Origin of the sequence: Bradyrhizobium sp. BR13661, from assembly GCF_029892425.1 — a bacterium.
In the GTDB taxonomy this organism is placed as follows: Bacteria; Pseudomonadota; Alphaproteobacteria; order Rhizobiales; family Xanthobacteraceae; genus Bradyrhizobium.
The window spans coordinates 178,072-194,639 of record NZ_JARXWB010000002.1 but is presented as its reverse complement, the minus strand read 5'-3'; the positions used below and the strand labels follow the sequence as shown (position 1 = coordinate 194,639).

The 16,568-nt window shown below is 64.0% G+C and carries 15 protein-coding genes; 2 read left to right on the top strand and 13 right to left on the bottom strand.

Annotation, left to right across the window (positions count from 1 at the left end):
* Window positions 1-19 precede the first annotated feature (19 nt).
* From phoU to M2427_RS04035, 9 genes are all read right to left on the bottom strand, one after another.
* Window positions 20-736, bottom strand: a complete 717-nt coding sequence (gene phoU, locus M2427_RS04075; protein ID WP_280704891.1) for a phosphate signaling complex protein PhoU — start codon at window positions 734-736, stop codon at window positions 20-22.
* 11 nt (window positions 737-747) lie between these two features.
* Complete coding sequence (pstB, locus tag M2427_RS04070) at window positions 748-1,572, bottom strand: phosphate ABC transporter ATP-binding protein PstB (protein WP_092238721.1); 825 nt, start codon at window positions 1,570-1,572, stop codon at window positions 748-750.
* A complete protein-coding gene (gene pstA / locus M2427_RS04065; protein WP_280704888.1) occupies window positions 1,569-2,414 on the bottom strand; it encodes a phosphate ABC transporter permease PstA in 846 nt (281 codons plus the stop codon). Before pstA ends, pstB begins: the two co-directional genes overlap by 4 nt.
* A 1-nt stretch (window position 2,415) precedes the next feature.
* Window positions 2,416-3,405 (bottom strand): phosphate ABC transporter permease subunit PstC, encoded by a 990-nt coding sequence (gene pstC / locus M2427_RS04060; protein WP_280705207.1) that lies wholly within the window; start codon window positions 3,403-3,405, stop codon window positions 2,416-2,418.
* 149 nt (window positions 3,406-3,554) lie between these two features.
* Window positions 3,555-4,568, bottom strand: coding sequence for a phosphate ABC transporter substrate-binding protein PstS (gene pstS, locus M2427_RS04055; RefSeq protein WP_280704887.1), 1,014 nt, complete (start codon window positions 4,566-4,568; stop codon window positions 3,555-3,557).
* 150 nt (window positions 4,569-4,718) lie between these two features.
* Window positions 4,719-6,011, bottom strand: coding sequence for an ATP-binding protein (locus tag M2427_RS04050; protein WP_280704886.1), 1,293 nt, complete (start codon window positions 6,009-6,011; stop codon window positions 4,719-4,721).
* A gap of 35 nt (window positions 6,012-6,046) precedes the next feature.
* Entirely contained in the window at window positions 6,047-7,105 is a 1,059-nt protein-coding gene (locus tag M2427_RS04045; protein ID WP_280704885.1) for a lysylphosphatidylglycerol synthase domain-containing protein, read from the bottom strand.
* Between the two features lie 449 nt (window positions 7,106-7,554).
* A complete protein-coding gene (locus M2427_RS04040) occupies window positions 7,555-7,857 on the bottom strand; it encodes a hypothetical protein (RefSeq protein ID WP_280704884.1) in 303 nt (100 codons plus the stop codon).
* 2 nt (window positions 7,858-7,859) lie between these two features.
* Window positions 7,860-9,254 (bottom strand): OmpA family protein, encoded by a 1,395-nt coding sequence (locus tag M2427_RS04035; protein ID WP_280704883.1) that lies wholly within the window; start codon window positions 9,252-9,254, stop codon window positions 7,860-7,862.
* Window positions 9,255-9,420: 166 nt separating this feature from the next.
* On the opposite strand from M2427_RS04035, the gene M2427_RS04030 reads away from it, so the two are divergent.
* On the top strand, window positions 9,421-10,479 hold the full coding sequence (locus M2427_RS04030; protein WP_280704881.1) for a polysaccharide deacetylase family protein: 1,059 nt from the start codon (window positions 9,421-9,423) through the stop codon (window positions 10,477-10,479).
* Between the two features lie 212 nt (window positions 10,480-10,691).
* Entirely contained in the window at window positions 10,692-11,492 is an 801-nt protein-coding gene (locus tag M2427_RS04025) for an SDR family oxidoreductase (protein ID WP_128968886.1), read from the top strand.
* Window positions 11,493-11,697: 205 nt separating this feature from the next.
* Here M2427_RS04025 and boxB read toward each other — a convergent pair whose 3' ends face one another.
* The 4 genes from boxB to M2427_RS04005 form a co-directional block, all read right to left on the bottom strand.
* Window positions 11,698-13,149, bottom strand: a complete 1,452-nt coding sequence (boxB, locus tag M2427_RS04020) for a benzoyl-CoA 2,3-epoxidase subunit BoxB (protein WP_280704880.1) — start codon at window positions 13,147-13,149, stop codon at window positions 11,698-11,700.
* 149 nt (window positions 13,150-13,298) lie between these two features.
* Window positions 13,299-14,987 carry a 2,3-epoxybenzoyl-CoA dihydrolase gene (gene boxC / locus M2427_RS04015; RefSeq protein WP_280704879.1) on the bottom strand — a complete coding sequence of 563 codons (1,689 nt, stop codon included), beginning with the start codon at window positions 14,985-14,987 and terminating at the stop codon, window positions 13,299-13,301.
* Between the two features lie 111 nt (window positions 14,988-15,098).
* The gene (locus M2427_RS04010; protein ID WP_280704878.1) at window positions 15,099-15,623 is read right to left on the bottom strand and encodes a DUF309 domain-containing protein; all 525 of its coding nucleotides are present in this window, start codon (window positions 15,621-15,623) and stop codon (window positions 15,099-15,101) included.
* Between the two features lie 18 nt (window positions 15,624-15,641).
* Window positions 15,642-16,460, bottom strand: a complete 819-nt coding sequence (locus M2427_RS04005) for an alpha/beta hydrolase (protein WP_280704877.1) — start codon at window positions 16,458-16,460, stop codon at window positions 15,642-15,644.
* Window positions 16,461-16,568: the final 108 nt, after the last annotated feature.

The following is a 16,568-nucleotide window of genomic DNA, read 5'->3' as shown; positions in this document are numbered from 1 at the left end:
GTCGTCGCTCCTTGAGGATTCAGGTATTGGGGACCGTCGTGGCGAAGGTCGTCATGTCGCCCTTCGGCCGCTTGTCGGTGATGGCCTGGCCTTCGATCATGTAAAACACGGTCTCGGCGATGTTGGTGGCGTGGTCGCCGATCCGCTCGATGTTCTTGGCGCAGAACATCAGATGGATGCAGAACGAGATGTTGCGGGGATCCTCCATCATGTAGGTGAGGAGCTCGCGGAACAGCGAGGTGCAGATGGCGTCGACTTCCTCGTCGCCCTTCCACACCGCCATCGCCGCCGGCAGATCATGCGCGGCATAGGCATCCAGCACCGACTTGACCTGCTGCTGCACGAGGTCGGTCATGTGCTCGAGGCCGCGGAACAGCTTCAGCGGATGGAAATCCGTCTCCAGCGCCGCGACACGCTTGCCCATGTTCTTGGCAAGATCGCCGATCCGCTCGAGATCGGTCGCGACGCGCATGGCGCCGACGATTTCGCGCAGATCCACCGCCATCGGCTGGCGGCGGGCGATGGTGAGCACGGCGTGCTCCTCGATCCTCTTCTGCAGCGCGTCGATCTCGGTGTCGGTGGCGACGACACGCTGGCCGAGCGCGACGTCGCGACGGATCAGCGCGTCGACGGAATCGACGATCATGCGCTCGGCGAGGCCGCCCATTTCCGCAACCGACCGGGTCAGTTCCTGGAGGTCGGTATCGAAGGCCTTTGCGGTATGTTCAGAACCCATGTCCCGTCTCCTCAGCCGAACCGGCCGGTGATGTAATCCTGCGTGCGCCGGTCGGTCGGCGACGTAAAGATCTTGCTGGTGTCGTCGAACTCGATCAGCTCGCCGAGATACATGAAGGCGGTCTTGTCGGAGACGCGCGCCGCCTGTTGCATGTTGTGGGTGACGATCGCGATCGTGTAGTTCTCGGACAGTTCCTGGATCAGCTCCTCGACCTTGGCGGTCGAGATCGGATCGAGCGCCGAGCAGGGCTCGTCGAACAGGATCACCTCGGGCCGCACCGCGACGGTGCGGGCGATGCAGAGGCGCTGCTGCTGGCCGCCGGAGAGCGACAGGCCGGAGGCGTTGAGCTTGTCCTTGACCTCGTTCCACAGCGCGCCGCCACGCAGCGCCTTCTCGACGCGGTCGTCCATCTCGGACTTCGAGATCTTCTCGTAGAGGCGGATGCCGAAGGCGATGTTTTCGTAGATCGTCATCGGGAACGGCGTCGGCTTCTGGAACACCATGCCGACGCGGGCGCGCAGCAGATTGAGGTCCAGCTTGGGGTCGAGGATGTTGGTCTGGTCGAGCATCAGCTGACCGGTGACGCGCTGCCCCGGATAAAGGTCGTACATCCGGTTGAAGATGCGCAGCAGGGTCGACTTGCCGCAGCCGGACGGGCCGATGAAGGCCGTGACACGGTTGGTGCCGAGCGCCAGATTGATGTTCTTCAGCGCGTGGTGCTCGCCGTAATAGAAATTGAGGTTGCGCACCGTCACCTTGGCCGGGGCTTCCGGCAGCGGCTGCTGGGCGTGCGGGAGCCCGCCGGACGCGCTCATCGATACAGAAAGATCACTCATTTTGCGGTCCTCTCGGCGCCGAGAATGCGCGCGCCAATGTTCAGGGCAAGCACGGTCAGGGTAATCAGCAGCGCGCCGCTCCAGGCGAGCTGCTTCCAATAGGCGTAGGGGCTCTGGACGAAGTTGTTGATGGTGACCGGCAGGTTCGCCATCGTCTTGTTCAGGCTGAGGCTGAAGAACTGGTTCGAGAGCGCAGTGAAGAGCAGCGGCGCGGTTTCGCCGGCAACGCGGGCGGTGGCGAGCAGCACACCGGTGATGAGACCGGAGCGAGCCGCGCGGTAAGCGATCCGCTTGATCACCAGCGAGCGCGGCAGGCCAAGCGCCGAGGCCGCCTCACGCAGCGCGTTCGGCACCAGCAGCAGCATGTCCTCGGTCGTGCGCAGCACCACCGGGATCACGATGACGGCTAGCGCAAGCGAGCCAGCGATCGCCGAGAAGCCGCGCATCGGCACCACGACCGCGCCGTAGATGAACAGGCCGATGATGATCGAGGGCGCCGACAGCAGGATGTCGTTGATGAACCGGATCACCGAGGTCAGCTTGTCGTTGCGGCCGTATTCGGCGAGATAGGTGCCGGCGAACATGCCGAGCGGCGCGCCGATACCGACGCCGATCGCGGTCATGATCAGCGAGCCGATGATGGCGTTGCGCAGGCCGCCTTCGGTCGAGCCCGGCGGCGGCGTGTCCGAAACGAACAGCTCGAGGTTCAGGCCGGCGATGCCGTTGTAGAGCAGCGTGACCAGGATCAGCGCGAGCCAGGTGACGCCGAAGGCGGCGGCACCGATGCAGAGCCCGCGGACGACGATGTCTTTGCGGCGGCGGCGTGTGTAAATCGGGTTCATGTTACTTCCCCGCCTTCTGTTCCAGACGCAGCAGCATCAGCCGGGCGCCGGCGAGCACGAAGAACGTCAGCACGAACAGCAACAGGCCGAGCAGGATCAGGCCGGACTGATGCAGGCCGTCGCTCTCGGCGAATTCGGACGCGATCGCCGCCGAGATCGTGGTGCCCGGCGCGAAGATCGACGACGAGATGCGGAACGAGTTGCCGATGATGAAGGTCACCGCCATCGTCTCGCCGAGCGCGCGGCCCAGCGCCAGCATGACGCCGCCGATGATGCCGACGCGGGTGTAGGGGATCACCACACTGCGCACGACTTCCCAGGTGGTGCAGCCGACGCCGTAGGCGGCCTCTTTCAGCACCGGCGGCACGGTCTTGAACACGTCGACCGAGATCGAGGTGATGAAGGGCAGCACCATGATCGCGAGGATCAGCGCGGCGTTGAACAGGCTGAGATAGGACGGTGGACCGGCGAAGATCGCGCCGAGCACGGGGACGCCGTCGAAGATCTTGATCATGAAGGGCTGGAAGGTGTTGGCCAGGAACGGCCCCAGCACGAAGAAGCCCCACATGCCGTAGATGATCGAGGGAATGCCGGCGAGTAGTTCGATGGCCATGCCGATCGGGCGGCGCAGCCATTGCGGGCAGAGCTCGGTCAGGAAAATTGCAATGCCAAGACCGACCGGAATGGCGATCAGCATCGCGATGAAGGAGGTGACGAGCGTGCCGTACATCGGTCCGAGCGCGCCGAGCACGGGCGGATCGGCCGAGGGCGCCCAGCGCTGCGTCCACAGGAACGCGAAGCCGTATTCCTTCATCGCCGGAAAGGCACCGACGATCAGCGAGATGATGATGCCGCCGAGGATCAGCAGCACGGAGATCGCGCTCAGCCGCGTGATCCAGTAGAAGGTGACATCGCCGAGCTTGAACGCGCTCAAAGCCTTGGCGCGATCATATGGACCGGCGGCATCAATTACATTGCTCTCGACAGCCATATCAGCCACGCCGATCCCCTGTACCCGTTTGTATACGCTTGCTGTCAGTTTCGCGCCCCGAAGTCAGCGCGAGGCTGATCCGGGGCCGAAAGTCGTGTAGTCCGCGATGCGGCCGCTAAAGGTCGCACCGCGCTCAGAGAGCAGAGAGCTTAGCTCTTGATCTCGGCAGCCCAGGTCTTCTCGATCAGCTGAACGACGCTGTCGGGCATCGGGATGTAGTCGAGCTCTTCAGCAGCCTTGCCGCCGTTCTTGAAGGCCCAGCGGAAGAACTTGATGGCTTCCTGCGAGGCCGCCTTGTCGGTGGCATCCTTGTGCATGAGGATGAAGGTGGCAGCCGTGATCGGCCAGGACTTGTCGCCGGGCTGGTCGGTCAGGATGACATAGTAGCCGGGAGCCTTGGCCCAATCGGCATTGGAAGCGGCCGCCTGGAAGGCTTCGACGGCCGGCTGCACCGACTTGCCGGCCTTGTTGATCAGGCCGGTGTAGGTCAGCTTGTTCTGCTTCGCATAGGCGTACTCGACGTAACCGATCGAGTTCTTGGTCTGGCTGATGTTGCCCGACACGCCTTCGTTGCCCTTGGCGCCGACACCAACCGGCCATTCGACGGCGGTGCCTTCGCCGACCTTGCTCTTCCAGTCGGCGCTGGCCTTGGAGAGATAGTTGGTGAAGTTGAAGGTGGTGCCCGAACCGTCCGAGCGGCGAACGACGGTGATCGCGTCCGACGGCAGCTTCACGTTCGGATTGAGCTTCTTGATCGCGGCGTCGTCCCACTTGGTGATCTTGCCGAGATAGATGCTGGCGAGGGTCTCGCCGTCGAACACGAGCTCGCCGGGCTTGACGCCCTCGATGTTGACGACCGGAACGATCGCACCCATCACCATCGGCCACTGAACCAGGCCATCCTTCTCAAGCTGCTCGGCCTTGAGCGGCGCGTCGCTGGCGCCGAAGGTCACGGTCTTTGCCTGGATCTGCTTGATGCCGCCGCCGGAACCGATCGACTGATAGTTCAGGCCATTGCCGGTCTCTTTCTTGTAGGCGTCAGCCCACTTCGAATAGATCGGGAACGGGAACGTCGCACCTGCGCCGGTGATGTCGGCAGCAAAAGCCGCCGTCGTCGTAGCGGCGACCAAGCCGGCTGCGACGATCGTTTTGATGAAATTCATGCTGGTCTCCATACAGGGGAACGAAGCGCCATCAGCGCCCGATCGCGCTCCCCGCGCCGCCCGTTTAGGAGCGGTCGGCTGTGCTTTTACGAAGGTTTCGTGACAGTCGGATGACACATCCAAGCGATTGGAATCGCTTGATATTCGCGCCTAGACCAAAGTCTTGGCCTGGGGAAAACAGGCCGTGAAAGTGGCGCCCTGCTGGGGCACGCTTTCGATCAAAAGACGGCCGCGGTGACGGTTAAGAATATGTTTCACCAACGATAATCCCAGGCCCGTCCCGCCCTGCGAGCGGCTGTCGCCGACGTCAACCCGGTAGAACCGCTCGGTCAGGCGCGGCAGGTGCTCGGGCGCGATGCCGGGGCCGAAGTCCCGCACCATGACCCGGATTTCCTGAGTTCCATCCGCCGGCGTCGGGAGTGTCAGCGACACGATGACGCGCCCGCCCGAGGCGCCGTATTTGAGCGCGTTCTCGATCAGGTTCTCGAACAGGCGGAGCAGCTCCTCGCGGTCGCCGGCGATCATCACCGGTGTCTCGGGCAGATGCGTCTCGATCTCGACCTGGCGCTCACGTGCCAGCGGCTCGAGCCCGTCTGCGACCTGGTAGATGATCGGCAGCAGGTCGACCAGCGTGTCGGGCCGCACATGGGCCGACAGCTCGACCCTCGACAGCGACAGCAGGTCGTCGATCAGGCGCGCCATGCGCGTCGCCTGGTTGTGCATGATGCCGAGGAAGCGCTCGCGCGCCTTGGCATCGTCCTTGGCCTGGCCCTGCAGCGTGTCGATGAAGCCGGACAGCGCGGCCAGCGGCGTCCGCAATTCATGGCTGGCATTGGCGACGAAGTCGGCGCGCATCTCCTCGACCCGGCGCAGCGGCGTCTGGTCGTGGAAGGTCATCAGCATGCACTTGTCGGCGCCGCCGAAATTGGTCGGCACGGGCACCGGGGTGATGATCAGTTCCATCCAGCGATCGACCGGGACATGGTCGAGATAGGTGGCGCGCCGTGGCTCGGTGGTGGCGATGGACTCACGCAGCGCCGTGATGATCTCCGGCGAGCGCAACGCGAACTGGGCGAGCTCGTTCTTGCGCAGCGCCGGCGCGAGCTGGGCGGCGGCGGCATTGAGATGAATGACGCGGCCGGCGCGGTCGAGCAGCACGGCCGGATCCGGCATGCCGGCGACGACCGCGGCCACCGCGGCGCTCTCGACGGGATTCACGCGCCTGACGTCCTCGCGCGAAGTGGCGGTATCATGCAGCCGCCAGGGGATCAGCGCTGCAGCCGCGATGCAGAGGAATACGGTCAGCGCCCGCATCACCGATAATTCGCCGAGCGAGACCACGACCGACAGCGCCAGCGCCGCGGCGATCAGGATGATCGTCGAGTGCCGCAGCCGGTCGGACCAGGGCTGGACCGTGGGAGACGAGGGAGCGTCGATCGCCATCGGGGCGGGCTTCTCCTTGTTGCCTGTTGCGCCGGTCAGGCGCCGCTGCTGTCGCTGCGCTCTCTGACATAGGCGGCTTCACGCGCCGGACCTGGGTCGAGCTTGAGCGCCGCCTGCTGCAGGCGCTTCGATCGGGCGCCGATGATAACCTCCCGAAACGTCAGCAAGATTACAGAGATGACGAAAGGCGACAGGTAATAGAGGACCCGGAACAGCAGCATACCGCCGAGCAGCTCCTCCCGGTCCATCTGCCAGAGGCCGACCAGCATGGCGGCGTCGAAGACCCCTAAGCCCCCGGGCGAATGGCTGGCGAAGCCGAGCAAGGTCGCCGAGACGAAGATGACCGCGACCACGACGAAGCCGAGATTGGGCTCGTCGGGAACCAGCACGTACATGGCGAGCGCGCAGAAGCCCAGATCGATGATGCCGATCGCGATCTGGAGCAGCGTCAGCGGGCCGCCAGGCAACACCACGGTCCAGGGGCCGCGGCCGACAACGCGCGGCTGGGTCCAGACCCAGACCACATAGGCGACCAGCGCCACCAGGATCATCATCGCGATCGTCCGGTTCAGCCAGGCCGGCAGCTGGTCAATCGCGGATGCGGCTTCCGGATGATAGGAGATGCCGAGGCCGAGTACGGCGGCGTTGCCGAGCCAGAAGGTCAGACCGGCGAGGAAGCAGATTTTTGCAACGTCGATCGCATTCAACCCATAGGCCGAATAGATGCGGTAGCGCACCGCGCCGCCGGTGAAGACACTGGCGCCGACATTGTGGCCGATCGAATAGCTGGTGAAGGCCGCGAGCGCGTTGATGCGATAGGGCACGTGCGCGTGGCCGATCGCGCGCACGGCGAACCAATCGTAGAAGGTCAGGGTGAAATAGCCCGCGGCCACGAACAGTGCCGCCATCGCAATCTGGCGCGGCTCGGTGCTCTTGATCGCCTCGATCACCTCGTTGCGATCGATGCCGCGCAGCATGTGGTAGAGCACATAGCAAGCGATGCCGATGACCGCGACGCTGATCACAACTCCAAGCTTATGCAGGACTTGCTTCTGGCGCAGAAACGTCATCGCCCTGCGTATGGCTTCCAGCATCTAGACCTCGAACAACGCTTCAGCGGCCAGGGTGGCCGGCGAACAGGCGAACGACGCACTGGCACTCGACGAACCCTCGCCGTCGGCTCCGGTCTCGCGCATGCCCCCCGTCCCTCCACTAGCGCGTTTTGGGGCGGAGTGGAATTCGCCAATTCGAACAAAATCACGTGCCTTCAATATTTTAGGCAGGCTTGCGAGCTCATGATGCACGGTTTGGCGCTTTCGACGGCAAGCTTGAGGCGAATCTCCATGGCAATCCTGCGCAAGGGCCATGAAGTTTTGATGATTTCGAACGGACAATGCTCCGGCACGGCTTAAGTCGAAATCAATCTATGAACCGCACCCACCCGTTGAAAGAGGGGCAGGCGGGGCTGCCGTTCACGGTTTTCCGATCTGCCGAACGCCCCCCGGCCAGCCTCCGACCGCGTGGGTCAGGGTGCACGGCAGCATCACAGTGCGGCCGCAGGCTGGTTGCGCGAGACCACCCAATAGCGCAGCCACGCACCGATGGTGCAGCCGACGAGGTAGCAGGCGAACATGACGAGGCCGAGGTCGAGCCAATAGCCGAAGCGACCCGGCACCACATGCGCGAATGAGGCCGCGACCAGGCCCGCGACGAGCACGGCGAGCCAGCGCGCGGCCACCTTCGAGGTGCCGGTGCCGCGCTGGACCACCGAAATCCAGCCCATGCAGAAGCCCAGCAGAACCGAGCCGATCAGCCAGCCCATATGGAACGAGACGAGATAGGGCATGGTCACCTCACCAGAAATTCGATGCGGCGGTTTTGCGCCTTGCCGTCGTCGGTGTCGTTGCCGGCGACGGGCTGCGTGCTGCCATAGCCGACCGCGGTGAAGCGGTCTGCCGGCAGGCCGGCCTTGACCAGATAGTCGATCACGGACTGTGCGCGCTTCTCGGAGAGCGCCTGGTTGAACGAGTCCTCGCCGTCGGCATCGGTGTGGCCGGCGACCTCGATATTGGTGGTGGGGCAGCGCAGTGCCGTCTCGATCAGATGGTCGAGGACGCCTGCGGAGTCGGGATCGATATCAGCGCGCTTGGACTCGAACCGGATCTTGCCCCTGGCCAGGAGCTCCGAAAACAATTGCTGGCAGACGGTGCCGTCGACCGGCCCGGCCGCGGGCTTCACCGTGATTTCAGGCTTGTATTGCCAGCTTTTTGGAAAGTCCTTGCCGAGGCCGGCGCGGATGTCGTTGGCCGCGCCTTCGTACAGTGCATCGCCGGACAGCTTGACCTCGCGATCCGAGACCACGAGCGTGCCGGTCGACAACCGCGACAGCGCGCCGAGCGCCGCGATCACCGCGGTGTTGAAGGAGCTGGGCGCACCGACGCTGGCCTTGAGATTATCGACGACTTTCTCGGTGAAGAATTTTCGCGACGCGCTGGTCGCGATCGCAGCGTGCACGTTGTTGTCAGGTACGTAGCCGGTCATTGTCACGGTGGCGGCGACCGGATCCTTGTAAGCCTGGAAGATGTAAGGCGGCGCCTTGATCTCGTTGGCTGCGATCGAGAAACCTTCGGGCAAATTCTTCAGCGCGGCGGCAATGGCCTCGCGGCCGCCGAGGTCGCGCGCCATCCCTGACAGATTGACCTTGGTATCCGAGATCGTGATCTTGCCGTCCTTCAGCTTGCCGATCTGATCGAGCAGCAGCATCGCCGCCGCCTCGAAGCGCGGCGGCGCACCACGGGCAAGACCCATCTGATCGGCGACCTCACCCCCGTTGACCTCTTTTCGCGCGGCCTCGGTCAGGCGCGCCTTCATTGACGGCAACGGCGCCGAGCCCGACAGCGTCACCCGCACCACGTCACGCTCGGCATTCCAGACGAACGGCTTGGCTTCAGGCGCAAGGCGGGTCTGGTCAACGACGAGCCGAACGCCGGGAACCATCTCGACCGTCGTCACGGCGTCGCGACGCCCTTCCTCGGAGAAGGCATCCGCGCCCAAACTGACGTCACGGCCATCGACGGCGATCCGGGTCTTGTCCAGGACGGTATCCCTCAGCGCGGCCGAGCTGCGGGCCGAAAGGTCGGCCTCGACAGGCAAGGTGTTATTCCAGGCCGCAAATCCCCACATGACGGCCAGGGGAATCAGCCCTGGCCACCATTTGCTGGCCCACCTGAAAAGCTTCTGCATTCGACGACCCGAACTCTGGAACCGGAGACAAAACAAACCCTTGGCGGGCTGTCAAACCGGAAATAGGGCCCATTCAGGGGCCAGACGTGAACTATTGGAATAACTTTTTCTTCAAGGGTCGTTCCTTAAAGTCTGGGGTGGAATGCCAGGGGTCGGCCAGCCGGTCATGAAACAACTGCGGAACAACGTTATTCGCGCCGGGCTGGGAGCACTCTATTTCAGCGGGGCGCATCATCTGCTGCGCCCGCTGCTGTCGGGCGTCGGCGCCATTTTCATGCTGCACCACGTGCGGCCGGCCCGTGAGGGCGCGTTCCAGCCGAACCGGCACCTCGAGGTCACTCCCGATTTCCTGCGCGCCACGCTGTGCCATTTGCGGTCGCGCGAGATCGACATCGTCAGCATGGACGAGCTGCACGACCGGCTGGTGCAGGGCCGGTTCGACCGCCGCTTCGCCGCCTTCACCCTCGACGACGGCTATCGCGACAACCGTGACCATGCCCTGCCGGTGCTGCGCGAATTTGACGCGCCCGCGACCATTTATGTCGCCAGCGACTTCGCCGAAGGCACGGGACGGCTATGGTGGACCGCACTGGAAGCCGTCATCGCCAAGGCCGAGCAGGTCGACGTGCAGATCGGCCGCTCCGCGCTTCGGCTCGATGCGAGCACGCTGCCTGCGAAGCAGGCGGCATTCGACCGCCTGCATGACTGGCTGCGCGCGCTGCCGGGCGAGCACGATCTCAAACGCGAGATCGAGGCGCTCTGCGCCGCGCACGGTGTCGACTTGGAGGCGCTGTGCCGCGGCCTCTGCCTGTCCTGGGACGAGGTGAAACAGCTCGCAGCCCATCCGCTGGTGACGATCGGCGCCCACACCATCAGCCACTGCAATCTCGCCAGGCAGAGCGAGGAGATCGCCGCGCAGGAGATGGCCGTGAGCCGGGTCCGGATCGAGAACGCGCTGGAGCGCGAGGTGCTGCATCTCGCCTACCCCTATGGCGACCGCGAGGCTGCGGGAACGCGCGAATTCGTGCTGGCTGCATCCGCCGGCTTCAAGACCGCGGTGACGACGCGGCCCGGCATGCTGTTCGCCGAGAACGCGGGCCACATGACGGCGCTGCCGCGTGTCTCGCTCAACGGAAATTACCAGGATGCGCGCATCCTGCCGGTGCTGACATCAGGAGCAGCAACCGCGATGTGGAACGGCTTTCGGCGGTTTGCTGCGGCTTAGTTTCAATCCCCACCATCGCCGCAGATTCAGCCGTCGTCCTGGCGAAAGCCAGGACCCATTATCACCGCCGCCCGTTTTGCGACGCGTGCGGGCCACAGCTCATTCTAACGGCCACTCCCTGGGGTAATGGGTCCTGGCTTTCGCCAGGACGACGTTGAGATTGACTCCCCTCCCGGCGGCGCTCAAAACGTCGCAAACTCAAGGGAGGCATCATGTCCAACGATCTATTCTCGCTCAAAGGCCGTATCGCACTCGTGACCGGCGGCTCGCGCGGCATCGGCAAGATGATCGCGGCCGGATTCCTTGGCGCCGGCGCTGCGAAGGTCTACATCACCGCGCGCAAGGCCGGTCCCTGCGAAGCCACGGCAAAAGAACTCTCGGCGCAATATGACGGCGAATGCATCGCGCTGCCGATCGACATCTCGACCGTCGAGGGCTGCAACAAGCTTGCATCCGAAATCATCAAGCTCGAGCCGAAGCTCGACATCCTCGTCAACAATGCGGGCGCGGCCTGGGGCGCGGAGTTCGACGAATTCCCCGAGAGCGGCTGGGACAAGGTGATGGACCTCAACGTCAAATCGCTGTTCTTCCTGACCAAGGCGCTGGCCAAGCCGCTGCGCGCGGCGGCCTCGCATGAGCGGCCCGCCAAGGTCATCAACATCGCCTCGGTCGATGGCATTTTCGTCAATCCGGGCGAGACCTATTCCTATGCCGCGAGCAAGGCGGCGGTGATCCATCTGACGCGGCGCATGGCGACGAAGCTGATCAAGGACAACATCAACGTCACCGCGATCGCGCCGGGCGCGTTCAAGTCCGACATGAACCGCGCCGCGCGCGACCATTCGGACGAAGTGGCAAAACGCATTCCGGCGCGCCGCATCGGCACCGACGAGGACATGGCGGGCGTTGCGATCTATCTCGCCTCGCGCGCGGGCGATTACGTGGTGGGCAACACCATCGCGGTCGATGGCGGCGTGGTGTACGCCAATGCGGGGCTGGAGATCGCGGGGTAGGCGGGCTCACGGCGCGGTATCGCGCCACACTCCGGTGTCGTCCCGGCGAAGGCCGGGACCCATACCGCGGAATCTATCGATTGCGGTTGGTCGGTGTACCGAACAACCAATCTTCGCCAAGCCACGTCCTGTGGTTATGGGTCCCGGCCTTCGCCGGGACGACAGGAGAGAGTTTGGCGCGGCCATCGCGTCTCGCTAGCAACCTTTACGACTCGATCTTCACGTACTCGAAATCGCCGGGTTTGTTGTCGATGCCGACCTTGGGCGGCGAGATCCAGGAGGCGTACTTGCCGGTTTCGGTGACGGGCTGCATCAGCGAGGTGATGAAGTCGCCATCGGCGATCGAGGGCAGCCAATCGTCCTTGCGCCTGGCCCAGGTGGCGTCGTCGATCAAGAGACCATCCGGCGTCGCATGCACATCCTTGAACTCGCCGATGTGGCGGTGGAAGGCGACGTTCGGCAGCCTGAGCTGGAAGTCGTAGCCGGCGGTCGAGATCACCTTATTCCAGCGCAGCATGCCCTTGACGCAATCCTGGCTGTAATCGTCGCGCAGGCGCATGTTGAGCGCGGTCAGCGCCGGCTCGTCGACCAACTTGATCTCGCCGTTGATCAGCTTCAGCACCGGATACGTCGAGTTCTTGAGCTGGTGATCGTCGTCGATCTGGGTCTCGTGGTAGCGGCCCTTGATGCCGGTGTTGAAGGCATTGGCCGCGTTGGTCGAGACTTCCGAGCCGAACAGGTCGAGCGACAGCGTGTAGTGCAGGTTCAGCTTCTTCTGGATGGTCGGAAGATCGATCACGCCGAGCGCGCGGACCTTGGCGATGTCGGTCGGATCGCTGATACGGGCTTCGCGCATGGCATCGCAGGTGCGCTGCACGACACGGGTGATGCCGGTCTCGCCGACGAACATGTGATGCGCTTCTTCCGTGAGCATGAAGCGGCAGGTGCGCGACAGCGGATCGAAGCCCGACTGCGCGAGGCTGTGCAGCTGCATCTTGCCGTCACGATCGGTGAAGTAGGTGAACATGAAGAAGGACAGCCAGTCCGGCGTCGCCTCGTTGAAGGCGCCCAGCATGCGCGGCGCATCGGCATCGCCGGAGCGGCGGCGCAGCAAATCGTCCGCTTCTTCGCGGCCGTCGCGGCCGAAATATTTCTGCAGCAGATAGACCATCGCCCAGAGATGACGGCCCTCCTCGACGTTGACCTGGAACAGGTTGCGCATGTCGTAGAGCGAGGGCGCGGTCTTGCCGAGATGACGCTGCTGCTCGACCGAGGCCGGCTCGGTGTCGCCCTGGATCACGATCAGGCGGCGCAGCAGGGCACGATATTCGCCCGGGACTTCCTGCCAGGCCGGCTCGCCATAGTGCTCGCCGAAGGGGACGACGCGATTTTCCTCCTGGGGAGCAAGGAGAATGCCCCAGCGATATTCGGGCATGCGGACATAGTCGAACTTGGCCCAGCCGCGCGGATCGACGGAGTAAGCGGTGCGCAAATAGACCAGCGATTCCTGGAAGCCCTCCGGGCCCATATCGCTCCACCAATCCATGTAGCCGGGATGCCAGCCTTCCAGCGCCTTCAGCACCTGGCGGTCTTCGGCGAGATTCACGTTGTTGGGAATCTTGGTCGAGTAGTCGACGTTCATGATGTTCATGTTCATGGCCGTGCTCCTTGCTCCGTCTCGTGTCCCGGACGCAGTGCGGCGCGAAGTGCTGCACTGCTGAGCCGGGACCAATTGCCTGGTCCGTCTAGGTCCCGGTTCTGCGTCGCACCGCTTCGCGCTGCGCCGCGCCCGGGACAAGAAAATCGTTAAACCCGCGTCATATCGAATTTCGGCTTCTGGCCGCTGCCATAGCGGCGCAGCGCGCCTTCCTCGCCGACCGCGTTCGGGCGCTGGAAGATCCAGTTCTGCCAGGCGGTGAGGCGCGCAAAGATCTTCGACTCCATCGTCTCCGGACCGACGAAGCGCAGGCTCGCTTCCATGCCGGTGAGGCTGTCGGGCGAAAAGCTGGCGCGCTCCTCCAGGAACACGCGGACTTCGTCGTCCCAATCGATATCGTCGAGCGCGAAGGTGACGAGGCCGAGTTCTTCGGCCTGCTCGGCGTCGAGCGCGGTGCCGAGTGTGGCTTCGGCGCGCTCCACGTCAGCCGGATCGGCTTGGAAGCGCGACTCCAGCCGCGTCAGGCCATGGCTCATCGGGTACGGGCCAAAATTCATTGCAGACAATTCGATCGACGGAGGCGGCTGGTTGTCGCCCTGCCGCGTGCCGATCAGCATGTAGGAGCGGTCGGCAGCGAAGACGAGCTCGGCGAGCGTACCGGCAAAGCACGAACCGGGCTCGACCAACGTCACCAGCGTGCGCGAGGTGACGTCAATGCGCTTGAGCACGCGCTTCCAGTAATGCCTGATCTCGTTGACCAGCCAGTGCGCCTTGTTGGCTTCGAGGAAGGCATCGCCAGCGAGCACATGGGCGCGGTCGCCATGGCTCTTGAAGACGAGCATCGCGATCTCGAGCTCGTTGATGCGCAGGTGCAGGATGGCGTCGTCGAGCTCGCGCGCGACCTGCAGCGGCCAGAACGAGGCGCCCTGCGCCATCATGCCGTCGATGTCGGCCGGGGGAGCTGCTTCCGGCGCCTTGATCGAGATGGTGGCGATCCGCGCGGCGCGGTCGATGTCGACGGTGACAAAGCCGTAGCGGATGCTGGTCTCGTCGATCATCCGCTTGAGCGGCGCCAGCGCGATGCCCTTGCCGCCCCCGGCGCGCTTCGATTGGCCGGCGAACTCCTTCGCGCGCTCGACGATCCTGGCCTCGAGCTTGGAGTTCGGCGCAATCTCGTCAACCAGGCGCCACTGCACGGCGCGCTTGCCCTTCACGCCTTCCTCGATGGTGCAGAAGAAGTCGGCGTGGTCGCGGCGCACCTTGCGCTTGTCGACGACGCGGGTGAGGCCGCCGGTGCCCGGCAGCACCGCCAGCAGCGGCACTTCAGGCAGCGCCACGGCAGAGGCGCCGTCGTCGGCGAGGATGATGTGGTCGGTCGCAAGTGCGAGCTCATAGCCGCCGCCGGCAGCCGAGCCGTTCACCACGGTGATGAAGCGCTGGCCGGAATTCTCGGACGAATCCTCCATGCCGTTGCGGGTCTCGTTGGTGAACTTGCAGAAGTTCACCTTGTGGGCGTGGGTCGAGCCCGCGAGCATGCGGATGTTGGCGCCGGCGCAGAACACGCGGTTCTTGGCCGAGCGCAGCACCACGACCTTCACCTCGGGGTGCTCGAAACGCAGCCGCTGGACCGCATCCGCAAGCTCGATGTCGACGCCGAGATCGTAGGAATTCAGCTTGAGCAGATAGCCTTCGAACAGGCCGCCGTTCTCGTCGACGTCCATAGTCAGCGTCGCGACGCTACCGTCGACCGCAAGCTTCCAGTGCTTGTAGCGGGACGGTTCGGTCTGGAAATCGATGAATGTCGCGCCGCCTGCAAGGCGTCGATCTTCCCCGGCCATGGGCCACCCTTGAGCTCGTCTTGGTTTTACCGTTAGATGCACAATAGTGCATCTTTAGGAGCGCGTCTAGCCCCTAGTGCCAGATACATGCACTTTGTTTCATGAGGTCGCTCATGACCGCACGATAGCGCCAAGCGCGATCCAATCGGCCTTGGTGAGCTTGCTACGGCCGAGCTTGGCCTGGAGCGAGGCCGTCAACGCCGGCACTGGAAAGCTCTCGACAAAGCCGTCGCCGGCAGGTCCGACCTTGCGCGCGCTCAACGCGCGCAGCTCAGTGAGGGCATCCCCGAACAGCCGCGCGGCCGAATGTGCCTTCTGCATGCGCAGCCGCAAATTTGCGTTGGCGACATGGATGCAAGCTCGCAACAGGATACGCTCGCGGCCGCCCTGCGGGGCCGCGGCCCATAGCGCCTCCAGCACCTCCTGCGATTCCCAGAAATAGCCGCGGTCGTTCAGCGCCAGCCCATAGCGCAACGCCGGATGGCGCGCCGGCACGTAGCCGCGGAAGGCCGGGGGCACCAGCGCCTTGGCCATATCAAGTGTCTGGTAATCGGCATCCAGTTCGGCCGTCTCGCCCGGCACATAGGTCCATCGCGGCCACGGCAGCGGACCGCTCACATGTGAAGGCATATTCATGGATATGCCTCCGCATGATCATGCGGCGTGTCCCCGAAGACCCTGATCGTCGCGCAGGGCCGCGCTTGCAAATTGCTCAATCGCGTCAAGCGTCACCCCTGGCGCTTCACGATGCGGGGAATGGCCCGCGTCTGAAATAATTTTCAAATCTACCGGACAGTAGCACTCTTCCTGCGCAATTTCGACCTGGCGCAATGTCCCATATTGGTCATCCCTTCCCTGCACGACCAATACGGGAACGCGGATATAGGCCAGGTATTCCGAGATGTCCCAGTCACGGAATTTCGGGTCGAGCCAGGCGCCATTCCAGCCGTAAAAGGCATTGTCGACGTCCTTGTGCCAGCGCGCCAGCTTTGCCTTGAGATCGGTGGTCTCATAGGTGGTCTTGATTGCGGCGATAGACTTCACAGAGAGGTCCTCGACGATGAAATGCGGCGCGATCAGCGCGAGGCCGTTCAGGCGATGATCCTGGTGTGAACCGGCGTAAATCGTCGCGATCGAGGCGCCGTCGGAATGGCCGAGCAGCAGGCCGCGCCTGAAGGGAATCGCGTCGAGCACTTTCGGCAGCACGTCGAGCGCCTCGCGCTGCATGTAATCGAGCGGACGCGGAAGCGTCACGGGACTCGATTGGCCATAGCCCGCGCGTGAGTACGCGAAAATGCCGGCGCCGGTGGCCTGCTGGAGCTTTTCAGGGAAGTCACCCCAGAGGCCGACGGAGCCGAGGCCTTCATGCAGCATGACGATGGTGGGTGCGTCGGAGGCTGATGGTGCGAGCCATTCATATTCGAGGCTGGCGCTGCCGATGCTGAGGAAGCCGGTGGGGGTGAGATTGGTCATGCTGTCACTCTTCTTCCGTCGTATCCAACGTGGGACGCAATCATGCGCCACTCGCTCGGTCGTTCCCTCCCCCCTTGCGGGGGAGGGCTAGGGAGAGGGGTGTCACAC